The sequence below is a fragment of the Kitasatospora sp. NPDC101801 genome, from assembly GCF_044766665.1.
Classification (GTDB): Bacteria; Actinomycetota; Actinomycetes; order Streptomycetales; family Streptomycetaceae; genus Kitasatospora.
Genome location: NZ_JBIWML010000024.1, coordinates 16,525 through 30,274, shown reverse-complemented (window position 1 = coordinate 30,274; position 13,750 = coordinate 16,525). Strand labels below are relative to the sequence as shown.

At 71.9% G+C, this 13,750-nt stretch carries 19 protein-coding genes; 1 reads left to right on the top strand and 18 read right to left on the bottom strand.

Annotation, left to right across the window (positions count from 1 at the left end; genetic code table 11):
* Window positions 1–137: 137 nt before the first annotated feature.
* From ACIRPK_RS23880 to ACIRPK_RS23845, 8 genes are all read right to left on the bottom strand, one after another.
* Window positions 138–656, bottom strand: coding sequence for a hypothetical protein (locus ACIRPK_RS23880; RefSeq protein ID WP_403041361.1), 519 nt, complete (start codon window positions 654–656; stop codon window positions 138–140).
* Window positions 657–850: 194 nt separating this feature from the next.
* Window positions 851–1,312, bottom strand: coding sequence for a DUF6197 family protein (locus tag ACIRPK_RS23875; protein WP_403041359.1), 462 nt, complete (start codon window positions 1,310–1,312; stop codon window positions 851–853).
* A gap of 94 nt (window positions 1,313–1,406) precedes the next feature.
* Entirely contained in the window at window positions 1,407–2,141 is a 735-nt protein-coding gene (locus tag ACIRPK_RS23870; RefSeq protein ID WP_403041357.1) for a hypothetical protein, read from the bottom strand.
* Complete coding sequence (locus ACIRPK_RS23865) at window positions 2,138–2,386, bottom strand: hypothetical protein (protein WP_403041355.1); 249 nt, start codon at window positions 2,384–2,386, stop codon at window positions 2,138–2,140. The genes ACIRPK_RS23870 and ACIRPK_RS23865 overlap by 4 nt, the downstream gene beginning before the upstream one ends.
* Window positions 2,387–3,181, bottom strand: a complete 795-nt coding sequence (locus tag ACIRPK_RS23860) for a hypothetical protein (RefSeq protein WP_403041353.1) — start codon at window positions 3,179–3,181, stop codon at window positions 2,387–2,389.
* A 230-nt stretch (window positions 3,182–3,411) separates the two neighbouring features.
* The gene (locus ACIRPK_RS23855; RefSeq protein WP_403041351.1) at window positions 3,412–3,780 is read right to left on the bottom strand and encodes a hypothetical protein; all 369 of its coding nucleotides are present in this window, start codon (window positions 3,778–3,780) and stop codon (window positions 3,412–3,414) included.
* Between the two features lie 81 nt (window positions 3,781–3,861).
* Complete coding sequence (locus ACIRPK_RS23850; protein ID WP_403041349.1) at window positions 3,862–4,224, bottom strand: GNAT family N-acetyltransferase; 363 nt, start codon at window positions 4,222–4,224, stop codon at window positions 3,862–3,864.
* 108 nt (window positions 4,225–4,332) lie between these two features.
* The gene (locus tag ACIRPK_RS23845) at window positions 4,333–4,608 is read right to left on the bottom strand and encodes a hypothetical protein (RefSeq protein ID WP_403041348.1); all 276 of its coding nucleotides are present in this window, start codon (window positions 4,606–4,608) and stop codon (window positions 4,333–4,335) included.
* Window positions 4,609–4,854: 246 nt separating this feature from the next.
* Here ACIRPK_RS23845 and ACIRPK_RS23840 point away from each other — a divergent pair, with 246 nt between their 5' ends.
* Window positions 4,855–5,019 (top strand): hypothetical protein, encoded by a 165-nt coding sequence (locus ACIRPK_RS23840; protein WP_403041346.1) that lies wholly within the window; start codon window positions 4,855–4,857, stop codon window positions 5,017–5,019.
* A 146-nt stretch (window positions 5,020–5,165) separates the two neighbouring features.
* Here the strand turns inward: ACIRPK_RS23840 and ACIRPK_RS23835 are convergent, their stop codons facing one another.
* From ACIRPK_RS23835 to ACIRPK_RS23790, 10 genes are all read right to left on the bottom strand, one after another.
* Window positions 5,166–5,486 (bottom strand): hypothetical protein, encoded by a 321-nt coding sequence (locus ACIRPK_RS23835; RefSeq protein WP_403041345.1) that lies wholly within the window; start codon window positions 5,484–5,486, stop codon window positions 5,166–5,168.
* A gap of 59 nt (window positions 5,487–5,545) precedes the next feature.
* Window positions 5,546–7,030, bottom strand: coding sequence for a DNA cytosine methyltransferase (locus tag ACIRPK_RS23830; RefSeq protein WP_403041344.1), 1,485 nt, complete (start codon window positions 7,028–7,030; stop codon window positions 5,546–5,548).
* 195 nt (window positions 7,031–7,225) lie between these two features.
* The gene (locus tag ACIRPK_RS23825; protein WP_403041342.1) at window positions 7,226–8,056 is read right to left on the bottom strand and encodes a methyltransferase domain-containing protein; all 831 of its coding nucleotides are present in this window, start codon (window positions 8,054–8,056) and stop codon (window positions 7,226–7,228) included.
* A 164-nt stretch (window positions 8,057–8,220) separates the two neighbouring features.
* Complete coding sequence (locus ACIRPK_RS23820; RefSeq protein WP_403041341.1) at window positions 8,221–8,667, bottom strand: hypothetical protein; 447 nt, start codon at window positions 8,665–8,667, stop codon at window positions 8,221–8,223.
* Between the two features lie 118 nt (window positions 8,668–8,785).
* Window positions 8,786–9,445: a hypothetical protein gene (locus ACIRPK_RS23815; RefSeq protein WP_403041339.1), complete on the bottom strand. Its 660-nt coding sequence runs from the start codon at window positions 9,443–9,445 to the stop codon at window positions 8,786–8,788.
* 64 nt (window positions 9,446–9,509) lie between these two features.
* On the bottom strand, window positions 9,510–10,058 hold the full coding sequence (locus tag ACIRPK_RS23810; RefSeq protein ID WP_403041337.1) for a hypothetical protein: 549 nt from the start codon (window positions 10,056–10,058) through the stop codon (window positions 9,510–9,512).
* A 135-nt stretch (window positions 10,059–10,193) separates the two neighbouring features.
* On the bottom strand, window positions 10,194–10,706 hold the full coding sequence (locus tag ACIRPK_RS23805; RefSeq protein ID WP_403041335.1) for a hypothetical protein: 513 nt from the start codon (window positions 10,704–10,706) through the stop codon (window positions 10,194–10,196).
* Window positions 10,707–10,789: 83 nt separating this feature from the next.
* Window positions 10,790–11,710, bottom strand: a complete 921-nt coding sequence (locus ACIRPK_RS23800; protein WP_403041333.1) for a hypothetical protein — start codon at window positions 11,708–11,710, stop codon at window positions 10,790–10,792.
* 109 nt (window positions 11,711–11,819) lie between these two features.
* On the bottom strand, window positions 11,820–12,554 hold the full coding sequence (locus ACIRPK_RS23795) for a hypothetical protein (protein WP_403041331.1): 735 nt from the start codon (window positions 12,552–12,554) through the stop codon (window positions 11,820–11,822).
* 256 nt (window positions 12,555–12,810) lie between these two features.
* Window positions 12,811–13,659 carry a hypothetical protein gene (locus ACIRPK_RS23790; protein WP_402878963.1) on the bottom strand — a complete coding sequence of 283 codons (849 nt, stop codon included), beginning with the start codon at window positions 13,657–13,659 and terminating at the stop codon, window positions 12,811–12,813.
* Between the last annotated feature and the right edge of the window lie 91 nt (window positions 13,660–13,750).

Below are 13,750 nucleotides of genomic sequence, written 5' to 3'. Positions count from 1 at the left end.
GGGGGGTCGGGCCTGGGTCCGGCCCCTTGGGGTGGTGGGGGGAACGGGGGGGCGGGGTGGTACGCCCCCCCCGGGGGGGGCCCGGCCCCCCCGCCCGCCCCCCCCCGGGGGGGGGGGGCGCCCGGACGCTGGGAGGGCTACCAGGAGACGGAGACCGTCACAGCGGCGTCACGGGCCTGACGGCGGCTGAGACGTCGCGGCACGGCCAGCCCCAGCGCCTTGTACTCTTCGATCAGGAGTGCGTTGAACTGGGAGCCGTAGGCGCTGGCCAGGCGCTTGACCGCCTGCTGCTCGGCGAGCACGCGCAGTTCGGCCACGCTCTCGCCCACCCCGGCCCGACCGGCGGGCTCGGCCGCCTCGGCGATCCGGATCTCGCGCACAACCCCGGATGCCTCCCCGATCCGCTCAAGCACTGCCGCACGGAAGGCCGTGGACCGTCGGCGCCACGCCTCCGCCTCCGGCGACTGGTCGACGGCCCGGTTCTCGAACTGGACCTCCAGCCCGGTCAGGATCTGGGTCAGTGAGCAGAGCCACCGGTCCACGTTGACCGGGTCGCGGAGCGCACCGGCCTGGACCGGAGTCACCGCGCGCTGGACGTCCTGGACGGCCATCGCCGCGAACTCCACGTCCCCGAGCGCCGCGACCTGATCGGTCACCGGGAGCGAACTGGCAGGCTCGATGGCCTTGCTCGTCAGGTGGAGCCACCCGCACGCGCACGGATAAGTCTTCAGGTGATGAACGAACCTGCGAATCGTCCGTCCGGCTGCCGACACGGTGGCGAACTGCGTCTTCCACGGGGTGGGGCAGTTGCCCGCATGCGTTGTCATCTCGATCCGATCCACGGGGAAGATCAGCGGTGGTTGCCGACAGAGGCGCGGATGGCCTGGGCGGCCGCCTCGGCCGTCAGCCCCTCGCTCTCGCTCCAACTCGCGATGACGGTCCGTCGGTAGTCCGTCTCGCTCAGGCCCAGCGGCCCGTACATGGCCGGAGTGATCGGCCCGTCCGCCAGGTGGTCGGACAGCACCCGCAGCGCCTCCGAGAACTCCCCCGGGTGGTGGGCGGCGCGACGCGGCGTGATCACGCCGAGCTGGCGCCCCTTGGTGCGGATCGTCCGTCCCGCCACCCTCCGCTGCGCGCGGTCGAAGGCGTGCAGCACGGAGCAGGGCTGGTCCGGCGCGTAGGTCGCGGGCGGGTAGGAGTTCCACTCCTCGTCACTGAGCGCCGCGCCCTGGTGCAGGCCGCTCTCCTGGAGACGGCGGGCGGTCAGCTCCATGACCAGCTGGGTTCGGGTGAGTCGGGTACGGCGGGACATGGTTCCTCCTGAGTTGAACGGTTCGAATGTCCGCCGGGAGCCGCCCGGTCTGACATGAGAAAGATTACCACTAATAACGCATCGATGGGGTGGGTTACCCCTCCTCATGCGCTTCCGCGCGGGCGGCGTCCGAGAGTGCGGCGAGGATGCCGGCGAAACGGGCCGGGGTGCGGTCCGGCCACGGGGCGGTGCCGGCCAGCGCCGCATGGATGCACGCCTCCCACTCCCGGTAGAACTCCATCAGCAGGTCACTGACCTTCAGCGCGGCGTCGCGGTCGGCGAAGTCCACGCCAGTGGCCTCCAGCCAGGCCGCCACGGTGCGGGCGCGGGCCTTGGTGCCGCATCCGGTGGCCAGCGTGATGCGGTGACGGCCGGGAAGGCACACACTCCACGGGGCGGGTGCGTACCGTGCTGCGGGCCGGTGCAACACCAGGACGGCCGGGTCACCGGCCGCCGGGGCCGGAGCCTGGCCGGCGGCCGGGTGGCGCTTGAAGAGCTCGTCGACGTCGCCCAGGGCCGTGAACACCCCCGCGGAGCCGTTGGTCCGGGCGGCCGCGAGCACCGCGTGCGGGTCGTAGGTGCCGGGGGCGGTGAGCAGGACAACGGTGGGGTGGGTGAGATCGCCCACGGCGAGGGTGGGTCCGTCGGGGAGGACGAACGCGGTGGGGCGGCCGTCTGCCTGTACGGCAGCGACGGTGACGGGCTGGTAGTCGGCGCGGTCGCCCGCTGCGCCCTGGCCGAGTCGCCACGTCTCCAGAACGGCGAGCTGGCCGCGGACGGCCCGGGGCGGGTGCGCGCTGTCGGTGGCGCGGTTGCGGGTCCTGGTCATCGGCACTCCGATTCGGTGGGGTTGACGTGGTCGGCCTCGATCGGGGTCTCGATGACCGAGGTGTGGCGCAGGTAGGCGAACAGTGGGTCGGCCAGGTCCTCGTGCACCCTTGCGGCATGGGTGGTGCACATCGGCCACCGGGTGGTCCGGCGCTTGGCGTAGGTGATGGTGATGTGGGCGGCGGCGATGCGGCCACAGCCCCCGGGGCGGTTGGTGTAGCCGTAGGAGGCGCAGGTGAGGGGCATTCAGATCCTTCGCTCTGGAGAGCGGTTGGTGCCGTCTGCGGTGAGTGTGCGAGCGAAGGCGGCGATGGCGGCCGCGCACGCCTGAGCGTCACGGTGGGCGCCCAGGTGCCCGTCGCCGGTGTAGACCTCGGTGGTGTCACCCGGGTCGTGGTCGGGGTGGAAGACGGCGGTCCAGCGGTCGTGGTCGGCGGCGTCGTGGTCGGCGCAGGCGTCGTCGGTGGTGAGGATCTCGCCACCGGGGACCGTGACCGCCACCGCCGTGCAGTTGCCGCCGGTGGGGTCGATGGTGGCCGGGTGGCCGTGCGCCGACAGAGCAATGCAGAGGATCTGGCCGGCGTTCTCCTCGGGGGTGGTGCTCATAGTGGCGGCGGCTGTCGGGCTGGCGGGTGTGTGGTGGAGCCAGAACCCCTCGCCGGTCTCGTCCAGGACGCGGCGGCCCACGGCCCAGGCGGTGAGTCGGGAGACCTGGTCCCACGTCCAGGGCTCGCCGGTGCGGAAGTCCGGGTCCTCGGGGCCGGCGGTCAGCCACAGCTGGTCCACTGGGAACGCGGTGAACATCTCGCCGGCGATACGCCGGTCGATCCGGACGAAGACGTGGCCGTCGCCGGCCTCGACGGAGCGGCCGGGGTCGTTGCGGGCGGCGAAGACGGGGCAGGCGGTGCAGTCGGGGGCCTTCGTCGCGGCGACGCACGACCCGTAGGGCCCCCGCGCGCACAGCCGGGTGTCCCGGCGGCTGTCCGCCAAGGCGGCCCAGCTCCGTGGGCGCAGCGCGCACTGGGCGTCCGGGGTGGTCATGTGGGCGTTGAGTGAGAGACGGTTCCAGCCGCCCGCAGGGCGCACGGGCTCGGGACCGGGAAGGTGCAGTGGCATGACGGGTTCCGTTCCGGGAGTGGCCGGTTGTGGGGTCGGGCACGGCCGGCGTACCGGCGGCAGGTGGGCGGGCCGACCCCTTCGCGAGCGGGGCGGGCGGCGAACGGCTGGGCCGTGGGTTGGATCGGGCCGTTCCACGGGCGGGCCCAGTCCAGTTACGGCCCGGTCCAGTCGGGGCAGAGCGCCGTGGCGAGGAGGACGGCGTTCGTGGCGGCGTCGTCCAGTTCGCGCAAGACGTGCACCGGGTCGCGGTCCAGGAGCAGTCCGACGATCCGCTGGCCGTACTCGCAGCCTCGGTCGTAGTCGTCGCTGTCCTGGTTGGGGCCCTTGACCAGCCAGGCCCGCAGAGCGGTCTCGATGGCCTCCAGGTCGCGCTCCGCGCCGTCCCGGAGACGGTTCTCGGCGAAGGCCCGGCGGACGGCGGACGCCGCCCAGTTGACGCCCTGTTCGAAGCGACTGTGGACCACCTCCGGGCGGGCGAACTCGGCCAGCGCCGCCAGGACCATGTCGGCGGTGATCGACATGTGGCTCCGATCGGGTGGGTGCCCGCCTTTGGCGGACAGTGTGGGCTGGGCGGCCCGCGTGGTGCGGGCCGCCCAGGGGCCTCACAGGGAGGCGATCCAGGCGCGGCCGTCGTGGAGCAGGAAGGTGCTGTGGACCGGGCGGGTCCAGCCAGCGGTGTCGGCCTTGCGGTGGGCGATCTGCCACATCGCAGTGGCGATGCCGTGGCGGCGGTGTTCGCGCTCGACGCCGACCCACCAGACCATCCCGTCGTGGTGGTCCCACAGCAGGCGGCCGACCAGCCGTCCGTCGGCGGTCTCGGCGGTCACCGCGTAGACGCTGGCAGGGGCGAGTCCCTCGGTCAGGCGGCTGGGTGCGTGTTGGACGCTGCGGTAGACGATCTCCGGCACGGGACCCGTCGCCGCCAGGGTGAGGCGGTGCGGTGCGGCCATGGTGGACATGCTCATGCTCTCTCCTGCGGTTCGACTGCTCTCGGGTGCCACCCGACCGACAAAGAAAAGACTACCACGAATAAAGCATCACGCGGGGGTGTGAGCCCACCCCCACGCCCCGCGCTATCTGGCCTGGCTGCCCCAGCGGTCGGCCTCATGGCTCAGCTGGTGCTGGATGCTGTCGGCCGTGTGGAGATGTTCGAAGGCTGCGGCGGCACTGTGTGCGACCTGCCCCGCCAGGCTCAGGGAGCGCTCTGCGGTCCAACCTTCCTTGATGACGTCCAGGCGCTCCGCCGCCTGGTATGCCTCGTCGGCAGCAGCGCAGGCCTTGATGAACAGGGCCCGGGTGGCGTCGGCCGCCTCCCTGGCCTGGCGGGCGTGCTCCTGCAGGGCTGCCATGAGGTCGGCCGCCCGCTCCTCGCCCAGGGTCTTGCCGGCACCCTCCAGGGCGCGGCACCCGCCGCGCGTGACGGCAAGTCCGCCGCCTCCGCGATCCGGCGGGTCGGCTCGTAGTTCTTCTTCGCTTCCGTGAGCGCGTCGTAGGCCCGGGCCGCCGGCCGCTTGACCGTCGGCGCGGGGGCCTCGGCCTCGGTGACCATGCAGGCCATCTCGACGGCATGGGGCTCATTCCGGAGGTAGCGGTTGATGCCGCGGACGATCCACCAGGTGGAGCGGCCGTACGGCTCCATGCCGGTCTCGTCGCCGAACCTCTCCAGCTCGTATGCGGTGAAGTTGCTGTCACGGCCGAACGTCTCCACGCAGTGCGCCACGTTGCGCGCCCGCTGGGCGTTGGCCATGGTGACCGGGTAGTCCCGGCCGCTGAGGCGGTAGCCGACGATACGGCCGGTCGAAAGGTGCAGTACGCCCATGTCTCCTCCTCGGAGTGGTGGCTCTGGCTTCGGCGGACTGGCGCCGGGTCCGGCCCCGCGCGGGGCCGGACCCGGCGCTGCGGGCGGTCAGTCCTTGGCGGGTGCGGCGAACGGGTCGAAGCCGGGGAAGACGTCCAGCGGCCACAGGACGACCGCCTTGCGGGCGCCCTCCGGTGGGACGTGCCCGATCTTCCGCTCCGCCTTGCTCCCCTCGGATCCCGGCAGGCTGTAGGTCTCGCCGTCGGCGTACAGGGCGTCGTTCCAGCCGCTGACGGGTGCGAAGCGGTTGCCCTCGGCGTCGGCCGACAGGATCACGGGCGTGTCGGGACTGAGCTTCTCCTTCCGGATCAGGTGATCCAAGGTCGCGCGCAGGTCGCCGATGGTCAGGGGGCCTTCGGGGGTGCTCATGTGGTGCCTCCAGGCGGTTCGAATCCGGCCGGTAGCCATCCGGCCTGACAAGGAGAAGACTACCACAAAGTTAGCATTGACCGGGCGTTGGACACCCCCCGCTGCACCGGAACCCCGGCCCGGCCGAAGCCGTGTACGGCCGGGTACTGCTCCGCCAGGTACGCCCGCAACCCCGGCACCCACGCCACCCCCAACAGATGACCCCACACCGCCGCCGAGCAGCCCGGCGCCACGATGTCGGCATCCTGCTGCGCCACACTCGACCGGGACCCGACACCCGGATGGTCACCCGGAAGCTGCACCAACAGGGCGATCTCCCGCAGAGTGAACCGGCCACCGTGCTCGCCCACGTCCCAACTGCGGACCTTGGACGTCACCCCGGGGATCGGCTGCCCCGCCTTGAGGACGAACTTGTTGCCGCCGCTCGTCTTGCGGGCTCCCCGGGTGGTGACCTCCAGGCCCACCGGCCGCCCGAGCGCCTCGGGCGCCCCGGTGACGATCGGCTCCTCGGGGCGGATCGGCAGCGTCGGAATGCCCGACCGCGACGCGGTCAGAAACAGCCGCCGGCGGTGGGAGGGGCTGCCGTAGTCGGCCGCGTCCAGCACGGTCCACTCGGCGAACTGCCACCCCGCCAGCTCGAAGTCGCACCACACCTCCATCCGGATCTCCTCCGGCAGGTGAGCCGACTGCTCCACCGACACGAACTCCAGCTCGGCACCGGCCAACTGCAACCCGAGCGTCCAGATCGGGATTTCCAGCATCAGCTGGGCTGTCTTGGTGGTCATCCCCTCCAGGGACTCCCGTACCTCCGCCCACGACGCAATGGACGGCGCACGGTAGGTCATCGGCTGGCCCGGCATGCCGGTGGCCGGGATGTTGCCCGCAGCCTCCCGCACGTCGTCGAACGCCCCCGTCAGGATGCGCAGGTTCTCCGGCAGATGCCCGAGCCGCTTGCCCACCAGGGCCCAGTCGACGCACGGCGGGCTGAAGATCACCCCCGTGGTGTCCCGCAGCGCGATGTGGCCGGGGTCGAGATCCCGCACGTCGGCCTGAATCACCGTGCACCCGGCCGCCCGCGACGTCGCGCAGGCATCCGCGTTCATCTCCACGCACACCATGTCGACCTCGACGCCCAGCACCCGCCGGATACCGACGCACCAACCCCCGCACCCGGCGAAGAAGTTGATCACACGGATCGGATCACCAGGCATCCGCTTCCGCAACCACCGCGACGGCCATGGGCCGGCGAGCACCGCCCGCTCCTCGGCGCTGAGCGCCTCCCCCTCCGGCGGGGCCTCCGTCAGCTTCTCCAGGTACCCGCCGTGCTGCTCCGCATCACCCAACGCCTCGTCCCGGCCGCCCCCCGGGCCTGACAGGCCGCAGGCCCGGCACCCCCACGACCAACCCCCACCAGCCTCCCCGCGAAGGTGCACCTGGTGCCCGTGCTTGTTGAGCCAGTCGTCACCGTCGTCGTCGCCGGCCACGTACGACGTCACCACGTCGGCCGCGGCGGGCTGTGCGAGCGTGAAGGGCAGCTGATCCATGAAAGTCCCCTGCAGCAAGGTGCGGTCCGAAGCCGAACGGCGAGCAGCCCGAACGGCGGAAGAAAGATGGCCACGGATACGGCATCCGATCGCCTGGCGGACCCTGGCCGCTGCCTGCGCCACCAGCGGGACGCGTAGTGATGCGCCGACGGCCAGGCCCCGGCGCCCGCCAGACAGGCAGGCCCCGGGCACACGTCAGAAGAGGGTCGGCACCGCCTCGACCGCTGCGGCGGCCGGACGGCTCCGCAGCGCCGGAGCGGGGACCGGTTCCGGAGCTGTCCGAGGGGTGCGCTTCGTGAAGTCGCACACCACGATCTCGGTCGCGGGGGACACCCCGCGCCACTGGTCCAGGTGAACCGAGGTGTCGATGCTGCAGCCCATCTCAAGGCTCAGGCCGGTGTCCCGCTCGAACTGCTCGTACTCCGCGCTGCGTGCCACCTCGTAGTTCTGCTGGCCGCTGTAGCGGAAAGGGGCGGACTGCTGCGGGATCAGGAAGGTGCCCCACCGGCCCACTTCGGCGGCCACGGCCAGCGCGTGGTACTCGAACCGGCGGCTCGTCACTCCCGGCCCGTCGCCGCTGCGCTCGGTGAAGCCGTACGGCGGGTTGCTGATCACCATGTCGAACCGGCCCAGGTCCTCGGGCAGGTCGAAGATGTCGGCGCAGATCCACCGGGCCTCCGGGAGCACCTTGCGGCCCACCCTCACGTACTCCGGGTTGCGCTCGACACAGACCATCTCGCGGTCGGGGGCGCCCATGTCGTTGATGGACGCCCAGGCCAGGCGTCCGATCCCGGCACACAGGTCCAGGACCCTCTGAACCTCAGGCCCGGCCGCCTCCACGGACATGTCCACGGCCAGTCCGGGCGGAGTGAAGAACGCCCCGTCCAGGCCGTGGGCGGCATCCTCCGACGCCTGCCAGTTGTCCATCACGAACTCCCGCTCCGACCAGGTGAGTGGCCGGTCGAGGTCCACCAGGGCCTGAGCCTGACGGTGCAACTTGGCCATTTCCTTGGGCAGGTTCGACATGGTGGGGGTCCCTCCGTGTGGGGTGAGTGGTCCGAGTGCCTGCCGGGAGCCATCCGGCCTGACAAGAGAAATACTACCATGAATAATGCATCAATGGGGCGATGGCGACCCCTCGGGGCGGGCGGGGCGCCACGGGACGCCGACGTTCGGTTGACGCGGGGCCGTCAGGTCGTCCCGCGTGCCGCCGGGGCATGGCCGCGCGGCCCGCGCGGAATCACCTGGACGTCCAGTGGCAGCCCGTAGCGCCGGGCGAGGGCCGTGACCGCCTCCAGGTTCCCGGCCACCGGGTCCGGGGTGACGGGGTGGTCGAGATGGTCCGTGACCTCGTAGAGGCCGGAAGGGAAGTGGCCCAGGTAGCGCAGAGTGCCCTTGAGGCCGGGGTGCTCGGGGAAGTCGACGGAGCTCGTGCCGGCAGCGGGAGGACCGACCCGGCGCACCACGGCGGTGGTGCGGGGTCGCCTGGGGCCGCCGTTGGTGTCCGCGGCCTGCTCCTCCGCCGACTCGTCGTCGGAGTCCCGCGCCATGGCGGCTGCTGTGCTCACAGGGTCGGAGTGCGACGACGACTCGGTGAAGAGCGTGGGGACGGGGCCGGAGAGAAGGGGGGTCTGCATCAGTGTTCCTCGGGTTCGAGAGCGGCAGGCCGGCGGCGCGGCTGCGGGACCGGGGGTGGGGCCGGTCTCCCCCGGCGGACGGCGCGGGGGAGACCGGAACGTGCTGGCCGTGCCGGGTTCAGGCCGGCGGGCCGTCTGGCGGGACTGCGTCAGGGCGCCGGAGCAGCGCCAGGACCGCGCGGGCAAGGTGCAGTGGTACCCCGGTCAGCTTGAGATCGGCCGTGTCGGCGGACTGGCTCACGCGGACCGTGCCGCTGGCGTGGGCGCGCTGCGGGCGGTGGTACGGGTCGGGGTAGAACGATCCGGCGCTCTGCTCGCTGTCCCAGTCGTAGGTGTGCAGGGCGGGTAGTGCCTCGATCAGCGAGCGCATCGCCTCGATCCGGGCCAGGCGCAGGCGCTCCGCCGCGGCGACCTCGGCCAGCGCCCCGGGCATGGCCGCCGTGTACTCCGGCAGCAGCCGCCGGCGGATCTCCCGCGCGATGTCGCCCAGCGGCCGGCCGATCGAGACACCGATCTCGAAGGTCCGTCTGCCCGACCAGCCCCGGGGTGTCACACCGCGGACGGTCAGCCGGCCCCGGGCGGCCTCGGTCGACTGCCGGTGCTCCAGCCGCAACACAAGGCCGGTCGGGTGGTACAGGGTGACGGCCCCGTAGACCCATCGCTGCACCTGGTGCCACCACCCCGTCTCCGTGGTGGGATCGGTGTCGAGCGCGGCCGCCAGATCCCGCCCCAGGGCGTCGAAGCGACTGTGGAGTTCGGCCTCCTCAGCCTCGGTCATCTGGTCTCGCTTCCGTGATCGGGGGTGGGTGGCCGGGCGGCGAACCGTCCGGCCACCCGGGGTGCTACGCGCGCGGCCGCGGCGGCACGGACACGGCCTCGCCCACCGGCCGGGTTGCCCCGGCGGACTTCAATGCCTCGCGGTATGCCTCCAGCCGGGACCGGTCCCCGGCCGTCAGCTTGTTCTCACCCAGGCGGCGCAGCGCGAATCCACCGTCGCGGTCGGCAACGTGCCGCACGCTCGGCAGGCGCTCGGCGGCCCGCCGGGCGTCCTCCATCCGCTCGCCCACGGTGCGGCCGAGCACCTGGTCGTGCTTGTCGAGGATCAGCCAGGCGTCGGACGGCCCGCCGTTACGCTCGCCCTCCGCGATCCGGGGGTCCGGGGGCATGATCTCCAGTCGCTGCGGATCGGCGACGGTGACCTCCCAGACGTTCTGCGCGGGGTCCGCCACCGCCACTCGGGGGTGGCCGGTGGCCTCGTCCCAGTCGGTCACCATGGCGGGCACGCGGCCCTGCTCGGTGCCGTGGAGCCAGGCCACCGCGCCGGACTCGATCGTGACGCCGTTGCGGTCCAGTACGGGCGGGTTGGGGGTCTCGTTGGTGTCCGTGGTCACGGTTCATCTCCTCTGGTGAAGACGGTTCGACGTCACCCGATAGCCAACCGGGCTGACATGGAAAATACTACCTCAAATAAAGCATTTGCGGTGGGTTTTCGGCCCCACTCCCCCATGGTGGTGGGCTGTTGGCGGTCAGCTGGAGGCGTAGCCGAAGAACAGCCAGCCGCGGTGTTCCAGCGGTCCGCCGTTGAGCGGGACGGTGAGGGACCCCTTTCGGATCCGCCCAGTGCGCGGACAGGTCTCGTAGACGCCCGTGATGCCGTACGCGACGTCCTCGCCGGGCAGCAGCCTCCCCTCCTGGGCGAGAACGGCGGCCGCCGCCTCGGCCGTCGTCCTGTAGCTGGCGGCGGTGAAAGGGATGGTCACCGTGACCTGGCGCTCACCGGTCAGGACCGGGATGGCGCCGGCGGGACCGTGCTTGTCCTGCAACGGGTGGTCGTGGTCGGACATGATCTGATTAGCCAGGGCCTCGGCCTCGTCCATGGTCAGAGGCGCGTCGCTGACGACCTTGTACCCGTCCTTCTCGGCGATGGTGCCGGTGTAGCCCCCGTGGCCGTACTCGTACTGCGCCTGCTCGACCGCGTCGCGGAAGGCTTGCGAGGCGTCGGTGCCGGTCTGGTAGGTGGTGAAGTCGTAGGCTCCCATGAGCCCTCCCTGATCGCTGTGTGGTGGATGCGGTGGGGCGGACGGGCGCCGCCCGGGGTCAGCGGCGGCGCCCGGCCCGGGGGTCAGAGCCCGGCGTCCGCCGTCCGGGGGTCGGCTCGGGTGAAGTCGAGCGGTCCGCACGGCCAGACGGCGGCCACGCCCTGGCCGCGCAGCAGCTCGGCCAGATCGGGATCGGGCGCGCTGGGCAGCAGCAGCGCACCGCGCGGGCCCGTCTCGAAGTAGCGGGCCTGGTCCCGGAGTTTGCCCAGCGCCTCCCACACGCCCGGCCGCGCGCAGCTGGCCAGCGGCACCACCAGCTCGTTCCTGGTGAGGTTGAGCAGCTCCACGTACAGCGGCGTGACGCTGTGGCCGGTGGTGATCCGGTAGTGCGCCATCGAGGCGAACTCCGTCCAACGCAGGAACGCCGCGTACCGGATCATCAGGTTCCCGGCCGCCTGCCGGGAGGGGATTTCGGCTTCCCGGGAGAGGTGGTCGGCGAGCGCCGCCGCGCTGATCGCGGTTACCGTGCGTTCCAGACGGGCGGGGGCCGCCGCCGGGAGGCCGCGCGGCGGCTCGCCCAGGGGGAGGAGCTGGAAGACCAGCGCTCGCCGCACCTCCAGCGGTCGGCGCGGATCGCCCGGGGCCTCCGCCCACACGAACGGCTGGTCGCCGTCGATCCGGCACTCGCCCAGGTACTCGACCGTGCCGGTCGGGCCTGTCTGGGGCTGGCGGAACAGCCGCAGTGCGCGCCCCTCCGTCATGTGCCTGAGGACCGACTTGTTGCCCTGGGTGAGCCTCTGGTCGGTGCCGTCGGCGCCCTCGCCGCTGAAGTGGACGTGCTGGCCGGTCCAGCCGTCGAACCGACTGCCCGCTGTGCCGGTGGTGAACAGCAGGACGTTCGGACTGGACTTCGAGGGGCTGATCCGGGGGTGGATGCGGCCGCCGAAGCGGTGGTGCAGGTTGGCGCGGCTCACATGGGTGCCGGGGGCGAGATCCCAGTCCATCCGGACGTCTCCTTGCAGGGGTGAGGTGATGAGGCCGGGCCCGTGGGCCTCAAGCCGGTGTCCGGCGAACACCCGAACTGACATGAAAAAGAATACCATGAACTACGCATCATTGGGATGGGGTGCTGAACGTGAGCTGCTTCGGCGCCTCCAGGGCTTCCACGACCCGGTCACGCCAGAGCAGCGCATACCGCCGGCAGGTCCGGCAGTCCGCCGCCCGGTGGGTGCACTCCGGCAGCCGCACCCGGCGCCGCCGGGCCCCGTACGACCAGGCGTAGCTGTCCGCGCTGGCCAGATGGTGCCCGTACGCCCGCAGGCCTGAGAGCTTCAGGCCGAAGCCGTGCAGGGCCAGGCCCCGGCCGGCCAGCTCAGCCAGGATGTGCCCGGCCTCCTTCGTGCCCTGGCGCCGACACACCGATCCGACGCCGACCAGAGGCAGCGCCGCCAGGTCGACCCCGGCCGCCTTGTACATCGCGCAGTGATCCAGGTACTCCCCGACCCGCTGCCCCTGCAGCACGGGCATCCACGGCGCCGCAGGGAACTGCTCCACCAGGTACACGTAGGAGTCGACGGTGAACGCCTGGTGCTGCGCCACGGTGAAGCCGGTGCGCGCGGTGATCTGCGGTTCGGTCATGAAGTCCTGGCAGCTGGCGAACACCGGCGGCGCGCCGAAGCGGTCCATCAGCCGGTAGACCATGCCGCCCCACTCGTCCGGGCCGAGAAGGTAGTCACCGTGCTTGCTGACCTGGCTGAAGCCGGCCGAGTCCAGCGCGTACCGGCACCGCGCCATGGGGGAGCGCGGGCCGCCCACCTGGCGGTTCATCAGGGCGTTCGCGGAGATCATTAGCGGTACGTGGGAGTCCTGCGCCCAGTGCGGCGGCCCGCCGAGGTAGAACACGGTGCGCCGTGCGGTCCCTCGCTCGCGGCGGCCGGCCGGGAAGCCTCCCGCCCCATGCTGGCTGGGTTGCCGCGCCGGGCCGTGAGTCGGCCGCGGGCCCCCGGGTCAGGTGGATGGTCATGAGCTCGCTCTCCGTGGGGCGGGACGTGGGGTGGCACTGCGCGGCCCGGGCGCGGCGCTGCTCTCGCCCCGCCCGGGTCCGCTACGCAGCGGCGAGTGCGAGCCGCCCGGCCCGCTCGGCCGCCCGGGCCCGCTTCTTCTCCTCCGTTCGCCGCTGGAGCTCGCCGAAGGAAGCCGTGCCCTTCATGGCGGGGTAGCGGTTGGCGGGAATGCCGACCTTCGGCGAGCCGAGCACCGCCAGCAGATCTGAGTCGCTCTGGTCGCTGTAGCCCGCCGCTTCCAACGCCTCGACCGTGGGGAACACGTCGGCGTGCCGGTCCCTCCCGCGGTCGATCAGCCGGTCCTCGGTGCCGCCCAGACTGAAGCACCACAGGAAGTTCGGCGGGCAGTTGGGAAGCACCAGCCGTCGGAACCGCTCGATCGCCTTGGTGTAGCAGTAGAACCTCACATGCGGGGCGCTGCGGGCGATGCGAAGCCAACTGAGTACGTACTGGTCCGACCAGAAGTCGCCGGCGTCATGGACCCGGACCCACACGTTGCCGCCCCGGAAGGCGCGGCCCTTGAGCTCAGCCTTCATGCGGCGCTCCCACTCCTCCGGCTCGCTGAGCACCAACTCCAGGTTGAGCAGGTGCCGGGCCCGCACGCCGGGAAAGCGCTTGTACGAGCTGGCCCGGCCGAACGCGTAGCAGCTGCGACCACACACGCCCGCCTCGGGGCAGGTGTTGAAGTGCTCGCCGCTGGTCAGGCGTACCCACCACGCGGGGACTGTCCAGGTGAAGACCCGGGGCGCGGTCGTGGCGGACTCGTTCGTCTCGTTGTCGGTTCCCTCGGGGCTGCGGCAGACATCGGTGTTGTTCCGTGACAGGAGTTTGGCGGGCCAGTCGCTGCGGGATGGCTCCACGTCCAGGCCGGGGATGGGCAGGGTGTCCACAGATCACTTCCGGGGTTGGGGGTCCGGGGGTGCGGGCCGGGGCGGCGCAGCAGCGTGCTCGGCCGCAGCCGGGTCGGCTCGGGGTGCTCGC